Below are 17219 nucleotides of genomic sequence, written 5' to 3'. Positions count from 1 at the left end.
TGCTCCTCAGGGGGTGGGTCAGGGGTGCAGCAGGGCCTTGATCGCGCGGCGCTCGTCCATCGCCCGGTAGGCCTCGGCGGCCTGGTCGAGGGGCAGCTGGAGGTCGAAGACGCGGCCGGGGTCGATCTCGCGCCGCCAGATCAGGTCGATCAGCTCCGGCAGGAAGCGGCGCACCGGAGCGGGGCCGCCGTGCAGGTGCACGCCGGAGAAGAACAGCTCCTCACCGGGCAGCGTCACGTCGTGGGAGACGCCGACGTAGCCGACGTGCCCACCGGCGCGGGCCGAGCGGATCGCCTGCAGCATCGACTGCTGGGTGCCGACGGCCTCGATGACCGAGTGGGCACCGAGGCCGCCGGTGAGCTCCTCCAGTTCGGCGACGCCCTCGTCGCCGCGGGTGGTGAGGATGTCCGTGGCACCGAACTCGCGGGCCAGCCGCTGCCGGTCCTCGTGCCGGCTGAAGACGACGACCCGCTCGGCGCCGAGCTGCCGGGCGGCCAGCACGCCGAGCAGTCCCACCGCGCCGTCACCGACGACGGCGACGGTCTTCCCGGGTCCGGCCTCGGCGGCGACCGCGGCGAACCAGCCGGTGCCCAGCACGTCGGAGGCGGCGAGCAGGCCGGGGACCAGGTCGTCCGACGGCATGCCCGGCGTGGCGACGAGGGTGCCGTCGGCCAGCGGGACTCGCGTGTACTCGGCTTGCGCGCCGGTGGCGGCGCCGGGCTGCCGGTTGACGCAGTGGGTCTGGTAGCCGGCGCGGCAGATCTCGCAGGTGTTGTCGGAGGCGAAGAACGAGCCGACGACGAACTGGCCGGGCCGGATCGTGCGGACCTCGCTGCCGACCTCCTCTACGACGCCGACGTACTCATGGCCCATCGGCGCGGGCCCGTCGACGGCCTCGACACCGCGGTAGGGCCACAGGTCCGAGCCGCAGACGCACGCGGCGGCCAGCCGGATGACGGCGTCGGTGGGCTCCTCGATCCTCGGCATGTCGCGTTCCTCGACGCGGACGTCGCCGGGGGCGTACAGGACCGTGCTCCGCATGGTGGTGCTCCCTCGTGAGTGGACGGGCGGTGGACTCCACGAAACGCCTCTCGTCGCGGGCGTGGGAGGTCGGGTTCGTGGGGGGTGGAAGCTCGACCTCCCTCCACCGGCCGGGCGACGTAGCGTCGATGGCGTGGACAACCGCGCCGACATCCGCGACTTCCTCGCCAGCCGGCGCGCCGGATCACCCCCGAGCAGGCCGGGCTGCTGCCCGGCGGCGGCCGCCGGCGGGTACCGGGGCTGCGCCGCGAGGAGGTCGCCGTCCTGGCCGGGGTGAGCACCGACTGGTACACCCGGCTGGAGAAGGGCCACATCGCCGGCGTCTCCGCGGACGTGCTGGAGGCCGTCGCCCGGGCGCTGCAGCTGGACGAGGCCGAGCGGACCTACCTGTTCGACCTGGCCCGCGCCGCCGCCACGCCGAGCCGCACGCCGCAGCGCCGCAGCTGGGCACAGATCACCCCGCGGGTGCAGTGGATGCTGGACTCGATGACCGGCTCGGCCGCCTTCGTCGCCAACGGCCGCCTGGACATCCTGGCGACCAACACCCTGGGCTGGGCGCTGCACTCGCCGGTGTTCGAGGGCCCGCGGCGGCCGGCGAACTTCGCCCGGTTCCAGTTCCTCGACCCGCGGGCGCAGGACTACTACTCCGACTGGGAGAGCGCGGCCGACATCACCGTCGCCCTGCTCCGCGCCGAGGCCGGCCGCCGCCCGCACGACACGCAGCTGCGCGCACTCGTCGGCGAGCTGTCCACGGTCAGCGAGGAGTTCCGCACCCGCTGGGCCGCCCACGACGTCCGCATCCACCACAACGGGGCCAAGCAGTTCCACCACCCCGTCGTCGGGACCCTCGACCTCGGCTACTGCACCCTCGACCTGCCCACCGAGGACCGCTCGGACCTCCGCCTGACCATCTACACCGCCGAACCCGGGTCGGCGTCCGAGGACGGCCTCAAGCTGCTGGCCAGCTGGGCGGCGACCAACGCCGACGCGACGGTCCCCGCGACGTCCGACTGACCGAGGGCGCCGCGCGCCGCCCCGCTCATCCCACACCGGCGGCGGCCAGGCGCAAACGCCGTCGCACTCGGCCGCGGGCGAGCCGGTCCCTCCCACGCCGACGGCCGGTCAGCGGTGCAGCACCGCGGCCCCGCCGAAGCGCCCGTGGGCGAGGTCGGACAGGGCCCGGGGCGCGTCGTCCATCGCGTAGGGCACCGTCGTCGCCCGGACGCCGAGCCGCCCGGCGAGCTGCAGGAACTCCTCGCCGTCGCGCCGGGTGTTGGCCGTGACGCTGCGCAGCCGGCGCTCGCCGGACAGCTCGGCGGTGTGGTCCAGGGCCGGGATGCGGGAGAGCCAGATGCCCGCGACGGCCAGGGTCGCGCCGCGGTCGAGGGCGCGCAGGGCGACCGGCACCAGCTCGCCGGCCGGAGCGAAGAGGACCGCCCCGTCGAGCGGCTCGGGCGGTGGGTCGGTCGCCGCTCCCACGGAGTCCACGCCGAGTTCCTCCGCGAGCCGGCGGTTGTGCTCGCCCCGCGTGAGGACGTGCACGCGCAGCCCCTGGGCCAGCGCGACCTGGGCGGTGAGGTGCGCGCTGCCCCCGAAGCCGTAGATGCCCAGCCGGCCGGCGGGTGGGACGTGGGCCAGGCGCAGGGCCCGGTAGCCGATGATCCCGGCGCACAGCAGCGGCGCGGCCTGCTCGTCGTCGAGGCCGTCCGGCAGCGGGTAGGCGAACCGCTCGTCGACGAGGCAGGTGTCGGCGTACCCGCCGTCGAGGTCCCAGCCGGTGAACAGCGGCGCGGTGCAGAGGTTCTCCTCGCCCCGCCTGCAGAACCGGCACCGGCCGTCGGTGCGCGCCAGCCACGGCACCCCGACGCGGTCCCCGACGGCGAACCGCGCGGCACCCGGACCGGCCGCCGCCACGCGTCCGACCACCTCGTGCCCCGGCGTCACCCCGGAGCGGCGTGGCGGCAGGTCCCCCTCCGCGAGGTGCAGGTCGGTGCGGCAGACGCCGCAGCAGCTCACCGAGATCCGCACCTGCCCCGGCCCCGGCTCCGGCTCGGGTCGCTCGACCCGCCGGAGCGGCCCGGCGTCGATCGGTGCCGGGCGGTCGACCACCCAGGCGCGCACCGCACCGCCTCGGGGGTCAGGCGTGCACGGACTCGGGCGGCACCGCACGGGGCGCGGGAGCCCCGCGGGACGGTTCCGGGCGGACCACCATCACCGGGCAGGAGGCGTGCACCACGCAGTGCAGGGCCACCGAGCCGAGCACCATCCCGGCCAGCCGGCTGCGGCTGCGGCTGGCCACCACGAGCATCTCGGCCCCCTCGGCCCGGCGCACCAGCACCGCCGCCGGCGTCCCCACCTCCACCACCACGTCGACGCCGGCGGGACGGTCCTCGCCCAGCGCCGCGGTGACCACGGCCTCGGCGCGACGCCGCGCCTCCTCGACCGTCTCGCCGACGGGCGGTGCGACGACCGCGACGTCGCTCCAGAGGTCGATCGGCTGGACGACCACGACCGCCTCGACCTCGGCGCCGACCCGCCGGGCCTCCTCCACCGCCCGGACCAGGGCGGCCTTCGACATGGCCGAGTCGTCGATCCCCACGACCACCCGCGCGGCGACCGGCTGGAGGGGCGCGTGCACCACGACGACCGGGCACGGGGCGTGCGCCGAGCACTGCAGGGCCACCGACCCCAGGAGGGTGCTCCGGAGAGCACCCCGACCGCGGCTGCCCACGACCAGCAGCCGGGCACCGTGGGCGCGCTGCACGAGGTGCTCGGCCGCGGCACCGGCCACCACCACGACGTGCACCGGGATGGCGCCCGTCCGCGGGACCGCGGTGACCCACGGGTCGCTCATCGCCTCGGCGACGAAGGCCCGCGCCCGGGCCTCGGTGTCCGACCGGACGGTCTCGATGCGCCGGGTGTCGAAGAAGTACGGGTCGGCCCAGGGATCGTCCACCGGGAACGCGCTGACCACCTCGACGGCATCGCCGCTGCGGGCCGCCGCCGCCAGCGCCCAGACCAGTGCGGCCCGGGCTCCCGACGACCCGTCCACGCCGACGACGATCCGGCCGGGGGCCGGTCCTCCGGCGGCGCCGCCCGCCGGGTCGGTCGCCCTCTGCTGGCTGGTCACCGCGATCACCCCGCTCCCTGCCCGGGGCCGTCCCGGGCAGGTCGAGCCTCCGCTGCCCCACCGCCCGGGGACGCTGGCCGACGTCCTGCCGGCCGGGGACCATCGTCCCGGAAGATGGCCAGCAGTTCGTCGACCTCGTGGTGGGCCGTGGCCGGGTGCCGGAAGGGTCGGTGCTCGGACACCGCGTAGTGGTTGCGGCGGCCGACCCGGGTGCGGCGCAGGTACCCGGCGTCCTCCAGGTCGGCGAGGATGGTCAGCGCCGCCCGGCTGCTGATCCCCACGGTGGCGGCGATGTCGGCCACGCGTGCCCCCGGGGCCGCGGCCACCGCCAGCAGGACGTGCGCGTGGTTGGTCAGGAAGCGCCACCGGACCTCACCGGCCACGTCCGGCACCCGCCCTCCGCCGCTGCCAGAGCGGCTCCAGGGCGGCCAGTTCGTCGGCCGAGGCCATCCGGAACGGCGGGGCCGCCGGCGGCCGGACGGCGACGCGCCCCTGACCGCGGGTCGCTCGCAGGCTCGCGACCACCGAGCCGCCGATGAGCACCGTCACCACGGCGAGGGACACGGCCGTCGGGACGTAGAAGAGGTCGATCTTGAGCAGCATCTTGAGCCCCACCCAGACGAGGACCAGCGCCAGGCCGACCTTGAGGTACACGAACCGGTGCACCAGGTCGGCCAGGAGGAAGTACATCGCCCGCAGCCCGAGGATGGCGAAGGCGTTGGCGGTGAAGACGAGGAACGGGTCGTCGGTCACCGCGAAGATGGCGGGGATCGAGTCCACGGCGAACACGATGTCGGTGACCTCGATGACCACCAGCACCGCCAGCAGCGGAGTGGCCAGCAGCCGGCCGCCGCTGCGCACGAGGAAGCGCTGACCGTGGTAGGCGTCGGTCATGGGCACCCACCGGCGGAAGACCCGCAGCACCCGGGAGGACCCGGGGTCGATGTGCTCGTCGCGGGTGCGGAGCATGCGGTAGCCGGTGTAGAGCAGGAAGGCCGCGAAGAGGTAGAGCACCCAGCTGAAGCTGGCGATCAGCACCGAGCCGGCCGCGATGAAGGCGCCGCGGAAGACCAGCGCGCCCAGCACGCCCAGGAACAGCACCCGGTGCTGGTACTCCCGGGGGACGGCGAAGTACCCGAAGACGATGGCCCACACGAACACGTTGTCCACGGCCAGCGACTTCTCGATCAGGTAGCCGGCGAAGTACTGCTGACCGGCCTCGGCGCCCAGCCGCCACCACACCCACCCCCCGAAGGCCACGGCGACGGCCACCCAGAGGACCGACCAGCTGGCGGCCTCCCGGACCTCGATCACGTGGGCCCGCCGGTGCGCCACCAGGTCCACGGCCAGCATGACGACGATCAGGGCCAGCACGGCCAGCCACACCCACAGGGACACGCTCACGACGACCTCCCGGTCAACGACGACCGGAGGTCTCCCTCGGCCCGACCGGGCCCCGCCCCGCCGGGCCGCAGGCCGTAATGACGACGGGACGACGAGAGGTACTCCCCTCCCCTACGCCAACCAGTGAAGCGCGCTTCACCTCTCCGCGCAACGCGGCCCGCCTGACCTCGACCGGGGACCCGCTCGCCCCAGGCCGGCACTCGTGCCGCGACCGCAGCCCCCGTCGCTGCCGGGCGGCAGGCGCGGGAGGTCGGCTCTTGCCGAGGGGCTGCGCGCGGCCGACGGTCCCGGCCCCAGGGACCTGCGTCCCGGCGGTCCGCCCCGCAGGACTCGGTGGGTCAGCAGGGACGGAGGTCCCGCACGCCGGCGTCCGGCGACCCTGGGGTGGGTCCCACCCCGCTCCCTAGCGTCCGGCCCCAGCAGCCCGTCCGGAGGAGGAGCCGTGCAGGCCAGAGACGTCATGACCCGCCAGGTCGTCACCGTGGGACCGGAGACGTCGGCCGATCACACGGCGGGGGTCATGGCCGAGCGCGGCTTCGCGGCCCTGGCCGTCGTGGACGACGACGACCGGGGGGCGTCGGCATCGTCGCCGGGGCCGGCGTCCTCCGTGACCGCATGCTCCAGGACCCCCGGCTCCACCTGCGTCGTGACGGGAACCGGCCCGAGGCCACCCCGTCGCTGCTGGTGCACGGGGTGATGACGAGCCACGTCCGGACGGTCGACGCGACGGCGGACGTCGCGGACACCGCCCGGCTCTTCGCCTGAGGAGGCGATGATGACCCGGTCCACCTCCGCCCGCCCGGTGGCCGTCGGGATCGACGGCTCGGACGCGTCCCGCGTGGCCGCGTCGTTCGCGACCACCGAGGCCGGGCTGCGGCACGCTCCGCTGCGCCTGGTGCACGGGCTGTCCTGGCCGCTGGGCGGCATCACCGCCGACACCGACCCCGGCTCGGAGCTGCGGACGATGGTCGAGTCCGGCGCGGAGACGGTCCTGCGGGACGTCGCGGCCGAGGCCGCCGACGTCCTCGGCGCCGACCGGGTCGGCTGGTCGGTCGTCCCCGGCGACCCGGTGGCGGCCCTGCGCCGCGCGTCCGAGGACGCCCAGCTGCTGGTCGTCGGGAGCCGGGGCGTCGGTGGCGTCGCGGGCCTGCTGATGGGCTCGACGGCCAGCGGGCTCGTCGCGGAGGCCGCGTGCCCGGTCATCGTCCTGCCCGACGAGACGTCGGTCGTCGTCTCCGAGCGGAGGTCCGTGGTCGTCGGCGTGGAGGGTCGCCGGGGGGATGACGCCGTCCTCGGCTTCGCCTTCGCCGAGGCCGCCCTCCGCGGGACGGACCTGGTCGCGGTCCACGCCTGGCAGGACGCCGCCCTGGAGACCTCGTTCCAGACGATGAGCCCGCTCGTCGACTGGGCCGGCGTCCTCGCCGACGAGCAACGGGTGCTCGCCGAGGCGCTGGCCGGGTGGCGCGCGAAGGAGCCCGACGTGCCCGTCCGCGAGGTGGTCCTGCGCGAGCGCACCGCACGGGCGCTCGTCGCCGCCGGCCTGACCGCACAGCTGCTCGTCGTCGGCCACCGGCACCGCAGGCCCTTCGCCCGCCTGGGCTCGACGACCCACGGCGTGCTGCACCGGGCCGACTGCCCCGTCGCGGTCGTCCCCGTCCCGCTCGACGGCGCCCGGTGAGCACCGACGCCCTCCGGGTGCTGGTCAGCGCCGCCAGCCGCCACGGGGCGACCCATGAGATCGCCGACGCGCTGGCCCGCGCCCTCACGGGAAGTGAGGCGGGAGGCGGCAGGGACGTGGTCGCCTCGTCGGTGCCGGCCGAGCACCGCCCCGGCCCCTCCGCGTTCGATGCGGTGGTCCTCGGCAGCGCGGTCTACGCCGGACGCTGGCTGGAGCCGGCCCGTGAGCTGGCCACGGCGCACGCGGTGGCGCTGCGGGACCGCCCGGTGTGGCTGTTCTCCAGCGGCCCGATCGGCGAGCCGCCGTTCCCACCGGACGAGCCGCACGACGCCGGCACGCTCGCCGCGATGCTCCGTCCCCGCGGCCACCGGGTCTTCCCGGGCCGCCTCGAGAGGTCGCTGCCGTCCTTCGGTGAACGGGCCGTGGTGACGGCCATGCGGGCACCCGTCGGCGACTTCCGCGACTGGACGGCGGTCGGGGCCTGGGCCGAGGAGATCGCCGCCGCCCTGAGCGGCCGCTCGGCCCGGGCTCCCGCGGCCGGGCACTCCCGCTGACCGTGCGCAGCCGTCCGGGGCCGGGAGGAGAGACGTGCCCACCACGGACGAGGAGCCGGTCGCCCGGGTCGAGTGGACCAGCAGCCCCGGGTCACCTGCCCGGAGGGACGTCGAGGTCGAGGCCGCGGAGGGTCATCTCGCCGTAGCGGAAGTCCCCGTCGGGCAGGTGCCAGACGGCGGCCCCACCGATCGGGTACGGCTGCCCGTCGACGACGTCCCAGGCGGCCACGGGTGTGGTCCACGGCGCCCGTACCGGCCCGCCGGGGAGGTCGGCCCAGCGGTCGGTGGTGCGGAAGTCCCGCGGCCGGCCCCGATCGTCGAGGACCACCTCCGCGCTGACCGTGTGCCCGGCGTCGGTGACCGACACCCGGAAGCCGTCCTCGCCGACGGCGTCCCAGCTGGTGCGGGGGTGCAGCAGCATGCCGGGTGCCAGCAGCACGGCGTCGTTGAGCCAGGTGGTCAGCTCGCTGACGTCGAACTCCGGCCCGGAGCCGTCGGCGACGGTCACCAGCCCCAACGCCTTGCCCAGCATCCGCCCGGTGCCGCCGCGGTAGGTGTCCCAGCCCCACATCGGCAGCACCCGGGCGACGGTCAGCCGCATCCGGAACAGCCGGGCCACCTCCAGGCCGGAGTTGTACTGCCAGGCGTCCAGCGGCAGCCACGGCTGGTCGGGGCCACGGCGGAAGCGGCCGGTGAAGTGGGCCCGCAGCGACCAGGTGCGCGGCCGGCCGACCACGCCCATCGCCTGCAGGTACCGGGCCGCGACCGGCGGGAGCGCCGCGAGGTCGGCGTGGCTCACCGGGTTCGTCGATGCCGGCCGGTCCGGCAGCCCGGCGGCGGCCACGCCGCGGAGGAAGGCGCGCGGCGGACGCGCCCCGGTGCCGGGCCGCTCAGCCGTGGACGTGGGCACCGAGGACCTCCGTCGTCGCGCTCGTCGCCGCCGCGGGGACGGCGGTCAGCAGGCATGCCGGCGACCGGGCGCCGGGAACCCTGGGGACAGCGGTCCCGACGACCGCGGCAGACTCGGCGATCACGTCCACCAGGCCGGACGACCAGCGCAAGGCTCTGCCCACCTCACCCTCCTCGACGTCTCCGCGGCGGCCGGCCGGGCCGCGGGCCCGTCCGTGCAGTGTGCCCCGGCGCGACGGACACCAGGCCGATCGGAGCAGCCTCCGGGACCGGCGGAGGACCGGTCGGCCCGGGACCAACGCCCCGGGCCGACCCTCAGGGGTCGCCTCGCCCGGTCGAGGACAGCAGCGACGCCGACCCCAGCAATCGCCATCCGGTCGACCGGGGAGCGGGCCGGTGATGGGGGAACGCCCGATCAGCCGCTGGCAGGAGCCTGCCGCGGCGCGCGGAACGCTCCCCGCTGACCCACCGGGACGCCGTCGGCGCGGACGCCCAGGAATGAGGTCAGGGGCTGTTCCGGATCTCTCCGGAACAGCCCCTGACCTGCTCTGTCGGGCTGACAGGATTTGAACCTGCGACCCCTTGACCCCCAGCCGTCGGCCGCGGGTCCACCGCCGTTCACCGAAGTCCATCGTTGCAGGTCAACCGACATACGGAACGACGGCGAACCGCAGCGCACCGCTCCGGACGGGGTGCAATGGTGGTCAAGAAGGTGGTCAAATGGCCGCACGGACCTGTCCGGACAACCCTCTCGCGCCGCCGCACCGTCAGTCGCCGAGCGTGACGCGCCACCGGCCGGAGCCGTCAACCGAGCCGCCCAGCGAGAGCCGGTACTAACGGCCCAGCGCTGCGCTGCCGCGCCCACCACCACCAGACAGAGCGTCACTGCGGGGGCGACCACGCCCACGAGCGCGACCGCCGACCACGCTGAGCCGGAATGGTCGTGGCCGGCTGGCGTAGACAAGGGCACCAGCGCCCGGTGTGCCGACGGCAAGCACGCCCGCGTGCACCCACGTCCGACGCGATGGTCCCAGGACGAGGTGCGTCGCGCAGGGAAGGCACGCCATCGCCATGGCCAGCATCAGGAGGACGTGCGCGCCCGATCCTGCTGGAGCGCCCGAAGCCGCGACCAGGTGCAAGGCGGCACAGAGGCCCATCATCGCCGCCAGGACCAGCCGCAGTACGCGCCACCTGAGCCGGCACGGATGCTGGCGGCTTCCACTGAGGCCACCAGCGCCTGGCGGAAGCCGGAACGGCTGACTTCCCGCCCAGCCGGTGTGGACGGTCGCGGTGACGGATACGCCTCGGCGCGCGTGCGAGTAGCTGGGCCGACTACCGCCACGGCCCTTGCCGTGGCGACAGTCGTCCCCGCCGCTGACCGATGGTCAGGCGACTACGAAGAACTTCTTGAACGGCGACAGTGTCCGCCAGGTAGCGGTGAAGCCGTCGGGAAGTGAGACCACGTCGCCTGGGGTGAGTCGGATCTTCTCCCCATCGAGGGTCTCCAGTTCGGCCTCACCTTCGAGGACGTGGATGGTCTCGCTGCCGGCCACCGCGTAGGGCAGCTCGGCGCCCTCCTCGGGGCCGATCCGCCAGATGCCCGCGGCCAACACGCCCTGGGCGCGCTGGCTCTGCACCAGCCAGTGGACCTCGCCGACCTCCTGGCCCTGGACGACGAACGGCTCCCAGGTCTCGGGGGTGACGGTGGCCTGCGGAACGGTGCTGGTGGTCATGTCCTTCTCCTTGTTCTCCGGGGTGGGAGTGCCGGTCGGGTCGGCCCAGGAGCGGACCGTGGCCGCCGCGTCGAGACCGCTCTGGATGGCGCCGTCGACGAAGCCGGCCCAGCCGTCGGCGTAGTCGCCGCCGGCGAACAACAGCCGCCCGTGCGGACGGCGCAGCTGCGCCCATCCACCGGTCAGCTGGCCGGTGCGGAAGGTGGCCCAGGTCTCCCGGCTCAGCGGATCGGCGACCCAGTCGTAGGTGACGGACTCGACGACCTCGATGTCGGGGATCCAGCCGCGCAGGATCTCCTGGACGGCGGCTGGGTCGTTGCCGTCGAACGCGGAGGCGTCGGGCCCGAAGCCGACGATGATGCTGGTGCCGTCCTCGAGGTAGTACTCCGGCCAGGCAAAGTTCAGCGGGTGACCGGAGGGCGCCTGGGCGAGGAAGGAGCGGCGCCCGCGCACCTTGGCCCACAGTTTGACCCCGGTGGAGTTGAGGCCGGTCTCGATCAGTTCAGCCTCGGCCGCGGGCAGCGGCGGGTCGAAGGCGATTCCGCGCAGCGCGTTCACCGGGGCGGTCACGATGACCGCATCGGCGTCGAGGAGCTCTCCGGCGACGGTCCGGACGGAGACCCCGTCCTCGCGGTAGGCGATCGACTCCACCTGGCTGCCGAGGGTGATGGTGCCGCGGACATCGGCGGCGATGCGCTCGTAGAGGCCGCGCATGCCGTCGACCAGCTTGTACGCGAGGGTCGTGTCGTTGAGCAGGTCGAAGTCGTTGCCCGCCAGCGCGAACCAGCGCAAGGCCATAGTGGCTGACCCCGTCTGCGAGCTGCCGTTGAAGCAGGCCGTCCAGAACGCGTCGGCGAGGTCGATCTCCTCCTGGCTGAGACCTGACTCCCGCAGGCGCTCGATCAGTGGCTGCTGGTCGAGGGCGAGAAACTCCTCGCGCCGCTTGCGGCCGTCCTCGTCCGCGGCGTCCAGCACAGCGAGCACGTCGTGCGGCTCGGGGAAGTACCTGGCCGAGGCGGCGACCACGACCTCGTGCGCCCGGGCGCCGCGCTCGGCCAGCTCCTCGGGCGAACCCTCGACGAGCTCGCCCTCGGCGATCCAGTAGGCATGCTCCGGGATCGGGCTGCGCACGATCTTCTGCCGGTAGCGGGTGATCTCGGCCCAGACGTGCGGCTGGAGCCAGTGCACCCACGTGCCACCCATCTCGAGCTGGTGGCCGAGGCGGTGGTCGGTCCAGGTGCGCCCGCCGATGCGGTCCCGGGCCTCCAGCACGGTCACGTGGTGACCGGCCGCACCCAGCTCCCGGGCGGCCACCAGCCCAGCGAATCCGGCGCCCACGACGATGACGTCCAACTGCGTGTCCATGACGGACTTTCTTGGGCCGGTGGGTCGAACGACCGAAGGTTCGTCGCCCAGCCTCGTTGGCGAGGCGGTGGTCATGCCGCTCCCTCCGTGGTCGGAAGAGTCGCGTCCGGCAGGAAGGCGAGGCTGCCGGCGTCCATGGCCGTACTGCCACCGTCGACGGGCAGCACGACGCCGTGCACGTAGGAGGCGGCCGGGGACAGCAGCCACGCGATGGCCTCGGCGACCTCGGTCGGCGCGGCGGGCCGTCGCTGCGGAACGGCGGCGGTGACCCGGGCGTAGGTCTGCTCGAGATCGAGGCCGAGCGGGCCGCCGAAATCGACCATCTCCTGGTCCGCCATCTCGGTGCGGACCCATCCCGGAGCCACGCAGTTGACGCGCACGCCACGCGGCCCTAGGTCGACCGCGAGGTCCTGGGTGAACATGTGCAGCCCGGCCTTGCTGGCTCCGTAGGCGACGTAGGCGGGGGCCCCTCGCAGCCCGGCGACCGAGCCGACAGTGACGACCGCCCCGCGACTCGCGACCAGCGCGCCGACGGCGGCGCGGACCATGAGGAACGGCGCGGTGAGGTTGATCCGCAGCGTTTCCTCCCATTCCTCCACCGTCGTCGAGCCGACTGTGCCCAGGTACGCCACACCGGCGTTGAGGACGAGTGCGTCCAGGCCGCCGAACCACTCCTGCGCGGCGGCGACGGCCGCCGCGGCACCCTCGGGGGTGGCCACGTCACCGGGGAGCGCCCGGGCACCGGTGCGAGCGGCGACCTCGTGCAGCGGGCCCGACCGGCGCCCGCAGGCCACCACCTGGTCGCCGCGGGAGGTAAGGGCCTCGGTGACGGCAGCGCCGATCCCGGAGCCCGCGCCCGTCACGACGACGACGCTCACGGGGTGCCGCTTGACAGGTCCGTGGAGAAGTCCACGGAGCGCTTGACCGTCGCACGCGCCCACCCGGCAGCGGCGCACACCGGGATGCCCAGCAGTAGCCACTTTCCCGCACCGGTTCCGCCCAGGATGTCGTAGTTGGCGATCGCCAGATACAGCACGGTGGCGAAGCCGATCAGGGCGATGGCCGGTGCGACCTTCGTCTGCCAGGCGCTCTCCTCCACCTCGGTGCGAGAGAAGAAGGCGAGCATGGCCACGCAGGTGAGGACGAGGACGGCGATCAACGCGACGGTGCCCAGCGCCAGGAGCCAGAAGAAGGTGATGCCGATCGGATCGGCGCCGGCGAGCTCGAACCCGGTCAGCACGAGAATCTCCATCACGCCGATGGCGACGGCAGCCACGGCCGGCGTGCCGTTGCGTGCGGTAGTGCGTCCGAGAGACGCGGGAAGGACTCCGGCGCGGCCAAGGGCGAAGAGGTAGCGGGCGAACATGTTCGCGAAGCCGATGAGCATCGCCAGGAAGCTGGTCACGACCAAGACGTCGAGCAGGGTGACGAACCAGCCGCCCACGTACTCGCCGGCCAGGTCGGGAACGAAGGTGCCGCTGGCGAGCTTGTCGCCGGCCTGCTGCTGGACGGCGTCGAGCCCGGCCGCGTTCGACAGGCACCAGGTGGTGAAGGCGTAGAAGATCCCGATGAAGGCGATGGACAGGTAGGCGGCCCGCGGGATGGTGCGGCGTGGGGTCTTGGCTTCTTCGGAGAAGACCACGGTCGCCTCGAAGCCGGTGAAGCACGCGAAGGCGAACAGGAACGCCACGCCGAGCCCGGCGTTGAAGACATTCCCGGGGTCGAACCCCGCCAGGGACGCACCCGAGGTGCCGCCGCCGTCACCGAGGATCGCCAGGTCCAGAACCGCGAACGTGAGCACCTCGATGGTCACCAGCACACCCAGAACGCGCAGGCTCATGTCCACTCCGCGCGCCGTCAGTGCGGTCACCAGGATGATGGAGAGCAGCAGGATGATCTCGCGGGGGATGTTGAGCCCGAGGCGGACGGACAGCAACTGCTCTGCGAAGACGCCGTACTGGCTCAGCAACCCGCACAGCAGCGACACGTAGCAGAGGACGGTCACCCCAGCAGCAGCGGCGCCCGCGCGAGCGCCGAGGCCACGGGCGATGTAGGCCACGAATCCGCCGGCGTTTGTGATGTGCCGGCTCATAGTCACGTAGCCCACGCTGAAGACGGCGAAGAGCAATGCAGCCAGGAGGAACACCGCGGGTGTGCCGGGACCCACCGTGGCGAAGACGACGGGAGAACCGCCCACGATCGCTGCCATGGGAGCGACGGCTGCGATGACGAAGAACGCCACGCCGAACACCCCCAGCCGATTGCGGCGTAGCCCGCTGCCCTGCGTGAGGGTGGCTGTCTGGGTAGGGCTCTGGCCGGTCGGCCTGTCCTGCCCGCTGGGGGCAGGCTGGCTCGGCCTGTCGAAGGAACCGGTGTTGACCATCGAAGGTCCTTCCTGCAGAGCTTCCGAGGAAGTCGCGAGGGGCGTCGGGGAGGCGGTGGCAAAGCCGGACGCAACAGGGGTCCGCGAGATCGGGGACCGGCAGCGCCGTGGAGCCCGCCCTGGCCCAAACTGGCCAGTTGGACAGTGACGGGTGACACAGAATGGTGCCGGTCACGGCCAGACTGGTCAAGTGGATAGCGGGGGGTTTTTTCGAGCGCTTGGCGCGACCCGGAGGCAGGCTGCGTCAACGGCCTACAGCCCTTCTCGCTTCCGTTCCCGGCGAAGGACTCTGCAGAAAACCTCGCGCGACAAGCACCTCAAGGCGGACGCCCGGGGGCGATTCCCCGGACGCGGAAGCCGGCGACGGCGGCGCGGGCGCCGGGTGGTAGCTGCCTTGCAGCCAGACCAGGCCCGCCAGGCGGTGGGCCGAGAGCGCCCCTAGACGCGCTCGACAGTCCGGGAGTGCGAGCCCAGCTACCTCAGCGCAGGCGGCCGAGCAGCCCACGCAGCCGCTCGAGAGCTCCTTCGGTCGCCACAGTCTCACCGAGGCAGACCTGCTGGAAGACCAGCCCATCGAGCGCCGCGAAGACCAGATGCACCAGGTCCGGATCGTCGGGCAGACCACAGGCTTGCAGCTCGGTGCGCAAAGCCTCCCGATACGCCTCGTAGAGGCGCTCTACGTGGGGGCGGAGGGCCGGTCGCCGGCGCGATTCGAGGATGAGCTCGTACTGGAACACCGCGTCGTCGGTTTCCTGCTCGAACCACGTCTGGACGCCCACGAACAGCGCTTCGACGTCACCACTTCCGGGGGCCGAGCTGAGCGAGGCCACGCCGTGCTCGAGGGAGTACTGCAGGGCCTCTTCGATCAGAGCGTCCCGCGTACCGAAGTGGTGGGCGACGAGCCCGTGGGCCACGCCTGCCTCCGCCGCCACCGATCGGTACGTCAGGTGACGCAGCCCCTCGGTCGCACCCACATGCACTGCGGCGGCCAGTAGCGCGGTCCGCCCCTCGCCGTACCGAGGTCCCTCCCGGTGGGGCGAGGTCCTGGCGACAGTCATGGCGTAGCTCCCGGCGACGAAGTTCCAGTTCGGTGATGCCACAGGTCCGCGGCTGGCTGCGACGAGCCTCGCACGACCACGAGGACGTCCCCGACATCGACCGAGCATGCCCTCGCAATATCTCGCTGTCCACTTGACCAGTTCTAGGAACTTCGTGCATCGTGTGCCAGCGGTCACTCCCGCCCGGAACGTTCGGAGTCCATGTCGGCGGGACCGTCTCGTTCGGCCGCGCTCACCCGTGGATCTCGACCGGCCTCAGCCGCATTCCCTCGACAGGAGTCCCCGTGGACCTACACCTGACGAACCGCGTCGCGCTCGTCACGGGCGGCGCCTCGGGCATTGGGCGCGCCTGCGTCGACGCCCTGCTCGCCGAGGGCGCCCGCGTGGCCGTCCTCGACCGCAGCCCCAACGGCAAGACCGCCGTCGACGGGCTTCGGCGGCGGGGGCTCCCCGTCGAGTTCGTCCAGGCGGACGTCACCGTCGAGGCCGAGGTGGCCGACGCGGTGGCTCGGACCGTCGACTCCTTCGGCCGGCTGGACACCGTGCTCGGCTGCGCAGGCGTCTCCGGTCCGGTCGGGACCCTTGCGGCCGATGTGTCCGAGCGGGACTGGGACCGGGTGATGGCCGTCAACGTCAAGGGCAACTTCCTCGTCGCCAAGCACAGCATTCCCCTGCTGGCCGGAAGTGACGTCGGGACCATGGTCTTCATTGCGTCGGACTCGGCTCTCGTCGGGTTCGAGGGCATGACGCCCTACTGCACCTCGAAGGGCGCGGTCCTCCAGCTCACCCGGGCGTTGTCCGTCGATCACCCTGGCATCCGCGTCAACTGCCTGTGTCCAGGCGTTGTGGACACCCCGATGTCCCGCGCAGACCTCGGCCGCCCGCAGGGCTTTGCGACGGCCAACCTGCCTGTGATGCAGCCCGAGCAGATCGCGGCGCACGCCGCCTTCCTCGCCTCGCCCGTCAGCGCGCCGATCAACGGGTCACCGATCGTCTCCGACTTCGGCTACGTCGCCCGCTCCGCGCTGCCCCCGCTCGACTTCGACACCCCCTGACCGAATCCACATGGAGGACCTGACATGACCACCACCACCCCCACGTTCAGCTGGGCGAAGGACGACTGGGCGTCGTTGACCGAGATGGCCGACGGATTCGACGAGTACCGCCCACCGCTGTCCGCTGCGCTCGCGGGCCGACGTCTGGAACTGCGATGCCGCGTTCCGGGCGAGGCTGGCACGGACTTCACGCTGATCCACGAGTTCGAGGCCGAGACCCTGCGATGGACGGTGCAGGACGGCGCCGGGACACGCGAGGGGTCCGAGACCTACGAGCTGTTCGAGATGCAGCCGGGCCTGTTCTTCCTGCACTACCGACGCAGCGGTGAGGACCACCCGGTCGTCGTCACCATGGCGCTCGACACCGACAGCGGCCAGGCCACCGGCGCCGTCGGCGAACTCGGCCTCCAGCCGGAGCCTCACCTGGCTCGTCAGCGCTGGTTCCAGGGGCAGCTCGCCGGAACCGACGCCACTGGCAACGGTGCGCACGAGCGAACGACCGAGCTGATCGGCCACCGAGTCCGGTACGCCTACAGCAGCGACGACGTCTACGACCACGTCTACCTCAACGAAAACCTGTTCACGTGGCTGTGCCTCGGCGGCGCCGAGCTCGGCGTCGGGGACACCGACAGCGCCACGTACTGGAAGCTGCGGGACGAGACCTATCTGTTCTCCTGGCTGGAGAAGAACGTCGGCGTCGAGGGCATGGTGCTCATCGACCTGGCCGCCCTGCGCACCGTGGGCATCCAGTTCGGCCTCGATCAGCAGAGCGGCGATCTGGTGAACCTGACGATGGGGGCCTACGCGCAGGACTTCGGCCGGGTGCCCGGGGTGGACGAGAGCCGCCCGCGCCCCGCCTGACGGCTCCCTCACGAGTCGGCGCTGCGGCCGCACCAGCCGCACGCCGGC

The 17219-nt window shown here is 73.2% G+C and carries 17 protein-coding genes and 1 pseudogene; 7 read left to right on the top strand and 11 right to left on the bottom strand.

The window, feature by feature from the left end; genetic code table 11:
• Positions 1-18: 18 nt before the first annotated feature.
• The gene (locus ACI79I_RS14710) at positions 19-1041 is read right to left on the bottom strand and encodes a zinc-dependent alcohol dehydrogenase family protein (RefSeq protein ID WP_456993050.1); all 1023 of its coding nucleotides are present in this window, start codon (positions 1039-1041) and stop codon (positions 19-21) included.
• 273 nt (positions 1042-1314) lie between these two features.
• Here ACI79I_RS14710 and ACI79I_RS14705 point away from each other — a divergent pair, with 273 nt between their 5' ends.
• Entirely contained in the window at positions 1315-2055 is a 741-nt protein-coding gene (locus ACI79I_RS14705) for a helix-turn-helix transcriptional regulator (protein ID WP_456993049.1), read from the top strand.
• Between the two features lie 108 nt (positions 2056-2163).
• On the opposite strand, the gene ACI79I_RS14700 is transcribed toward ACI79I_RS14705, so the two are convergent.
• The 4 genes from ACI79I_RS14700 to ACI79I_RS14685 are packed head-to-tail and all read right to left on the bottom strand — an operon-like array spanning position 2164 to position 5575.
• The gene (locus tag ACI79I_RS14700) at positions 2164-3162 is read right to left on the bottom strand and encodes a zinc-dependent alcohol dehydrogenase family protein (protein ID WP_456993048.1); all 999 of its coding nucleotides are present in this window, start codon (positions 3160-3162) and stop codon (positions 2164-2166) included.
• A gap of 16 nt (positions 3163-3178) precedes the next feature.
• Positions 3179-4171: a universal stress protein gene (locus ACI79I_RS14695; protein WP_456993047.1), complete on the bottom strand. Its 993-nt coding sequence runs from the start codon at positions 4169-4171 to the stop codon at positions 3179-3181.
• Positions 4172-4176: 5 nt separating this feature from the next.
• The gene (locus ACI79I_RS14690) at positions 4177-4554 is read right to left on the bottom strand and encodes a helix-turn-helix transcriptional regulator (RefSeq protein ID WP_456993046.1); all 378 of its coding nucleotides are present in this window, start codon (positions 4552-4554) and stop codon (positions 4177-4179) included.
• Positions 4544-5575: a TerC family protein gene (locus ACI79I_RS14685; RefSeq protein ID WP_456993045.1), complete on the bottom strand. Its 1032-nt coding sequence runs from the start codon at positions 5573-5575 to the stop codon at positions 4544-4546. Before ACI79I_RS14685 ends, ACI79I_RS14690 begins: the two co-directional genes overlap by 11 nt.
• A gap of 460 nt (positions 5576-6035) precedes the next feature.
• Between ACI79I_RS14685 and ACI79I_RS14680 the strand changes: the two are divergent.
• The 4 genes and pseudogenes from ACI79I_RS14680 to ACI79I_RS14665 form a co-directional block, all read left to right on the top strand.
• A pseudogene (locus ACI79I_RS14680) lies at positions 6036-6134 on the top strand (CBS domain-containing protein); the annotation flags it as partial.
• 56 nt (positions 6135-6190) lie between these two features.
• Positions 6191-6340, top strand: a complete 150-nt coding sequence (locus ACI79I_RS14675; protein WP_456993138.1) for a hypothetical protein — start codon at positions 6191-6193, stop codon at positions 6338-6340.
• Between the two features lie 10 nt (positions 6341-6350).
• Positions 6351-7253 (top strand): universal stress protein, encoded by a 903-nt coding sequence (locus ACI79I_RS14670; protein ID WP_456993044.1) that lies wholly within the window; start codon positions 6351-6353, stop codon positions 7251-7253.
• Positions 7250-7807, top strand: coding sequence for a flavodoxin domain-containing protein (locus ACI79I_RS14665; RefSeq protein WP_456993043.1), 558 nt, complete (start codon positions 7250-7252; stop codon positions 7805-7807). The genes ACI79I_RS14670 and ACI79I_RS14665 overlap by 4 nt, the downstream gene beginning before the upstream one ends.
• Positions 7808-7898: 91 nt before the next feature.
• Here ACI79I_RS14665 and ACI79I_RS14660 read toward each other — a convergent pair whose 3' ends face one another.
• The 6 genes from ACI79I_RS14660 to ACI79I_RS14635 form a co-directional block, all read right to left on the bottom strand.
• Positions 7899-8717, bottom strand: a complete 819-nt coding sequence (locus ACI79I_RS14660; protein WP_456993042.1) for a DUF6544 family protein — start codon at positions 8715-8717, stop codon at positions 7899-7901.
• A complete protein-coding gene (locus tag ACI79I_RS14655) occupies positions 8698-8880 on the bottom strand; it encodes a hypothetical protein (protein ID WP_456993041.1) in 183 nt (60 codons plus the stop codon). Before ACI79I_RS14655 ends, ACI79I_RS14660 begins: the two co-directional genes overlap by 20 nt.
• Before the next feature lie 1221 nt (positions 8881-10101).
• Positions 10102-11814, bottom strand: coding sequence for an FAD-dependent oxidoreductase (locus ACI79I_RS14650; protein ID WP_456993040.1), 1713 nt, complete (start codon positions 11812-11814; stop codon positions 10102-10104).
• Positions 11815-11885: 71 nt separating this feature from the next.
• A complete protein-coding gene (locus ACI79I_RS14645; RefSeq protein ID WP_456993039.1) occupies positions 11886-12692 on the bottom strand; it encodes an SDR family NAD(P)-dependent oxidoreductase in 807 nt (268 codons plus the stop codon).
• On the bottom strand, positions 12689-14197 hold the full coding sequence (locus tag ACI79I_RS14640; RefSeq protein ID WP_456993038.1) for an APC family permease: 1509 nt from the start codon (positions 14195-14197) through the stop codon (positions 12689-12691). Before ACI79I_RS14640 ends, ACI79I_RS14645 begins: the two co-directional genes overlap by 4 nt.
• A gap of 479 nt (positions 14198-14676) precedes the next feature.
• Entirely contained in the window at positions 14677-15255 is a 579-nt protein-coding gene (locus tag ACI79I_RS14635) for a TetR/AcrR family transcriptional regulator (protein ID WP_456993037.1), read from the bottom strand.
• Positions 15256-15539: 284 nt separating this feature from the next.
• Here ACI79I_RS14635 and ACI79I_RS14630 point away from each other — a divergent pair, with 284 nt between their 5' ends.
• Positions 15540-16310 carry an SDR family NAD(P)-dependent oxidoreductase gene (locus tag ACI79I_RS14630; protein WP_456993036.1) on the top strand — a complete coding sequence of 257 codons (771 nt, stop codon included), beginning with the start codon at positions 15540-15542 and terminating at the stop codon, positions 16308-16310.
• Between the two features lie 24 nt (positions 16311-16334).
• A complete protein-coding gene (locus ACI79I_RS14625) occupies positions 16335-17171 on the top strand; it encodes a MoaF C-terminal domain-containing protein (RefSeq protein ID WP_456919651.1) in 837 nt (278 codons plus the stop codon).
• The last annotated feature ends 48 nt before the right edge of the window (positions 17172-17219 follow it).

It is taken from the genome of Geodermatophilus sp. SYSU D01105, from assembly GCF_054050095.1.
The sequence above is the reverse complement of the archived record's forward strand: the minus strand, read 5'-3'. Positions and strand labels throughout refer to the sequence as shown.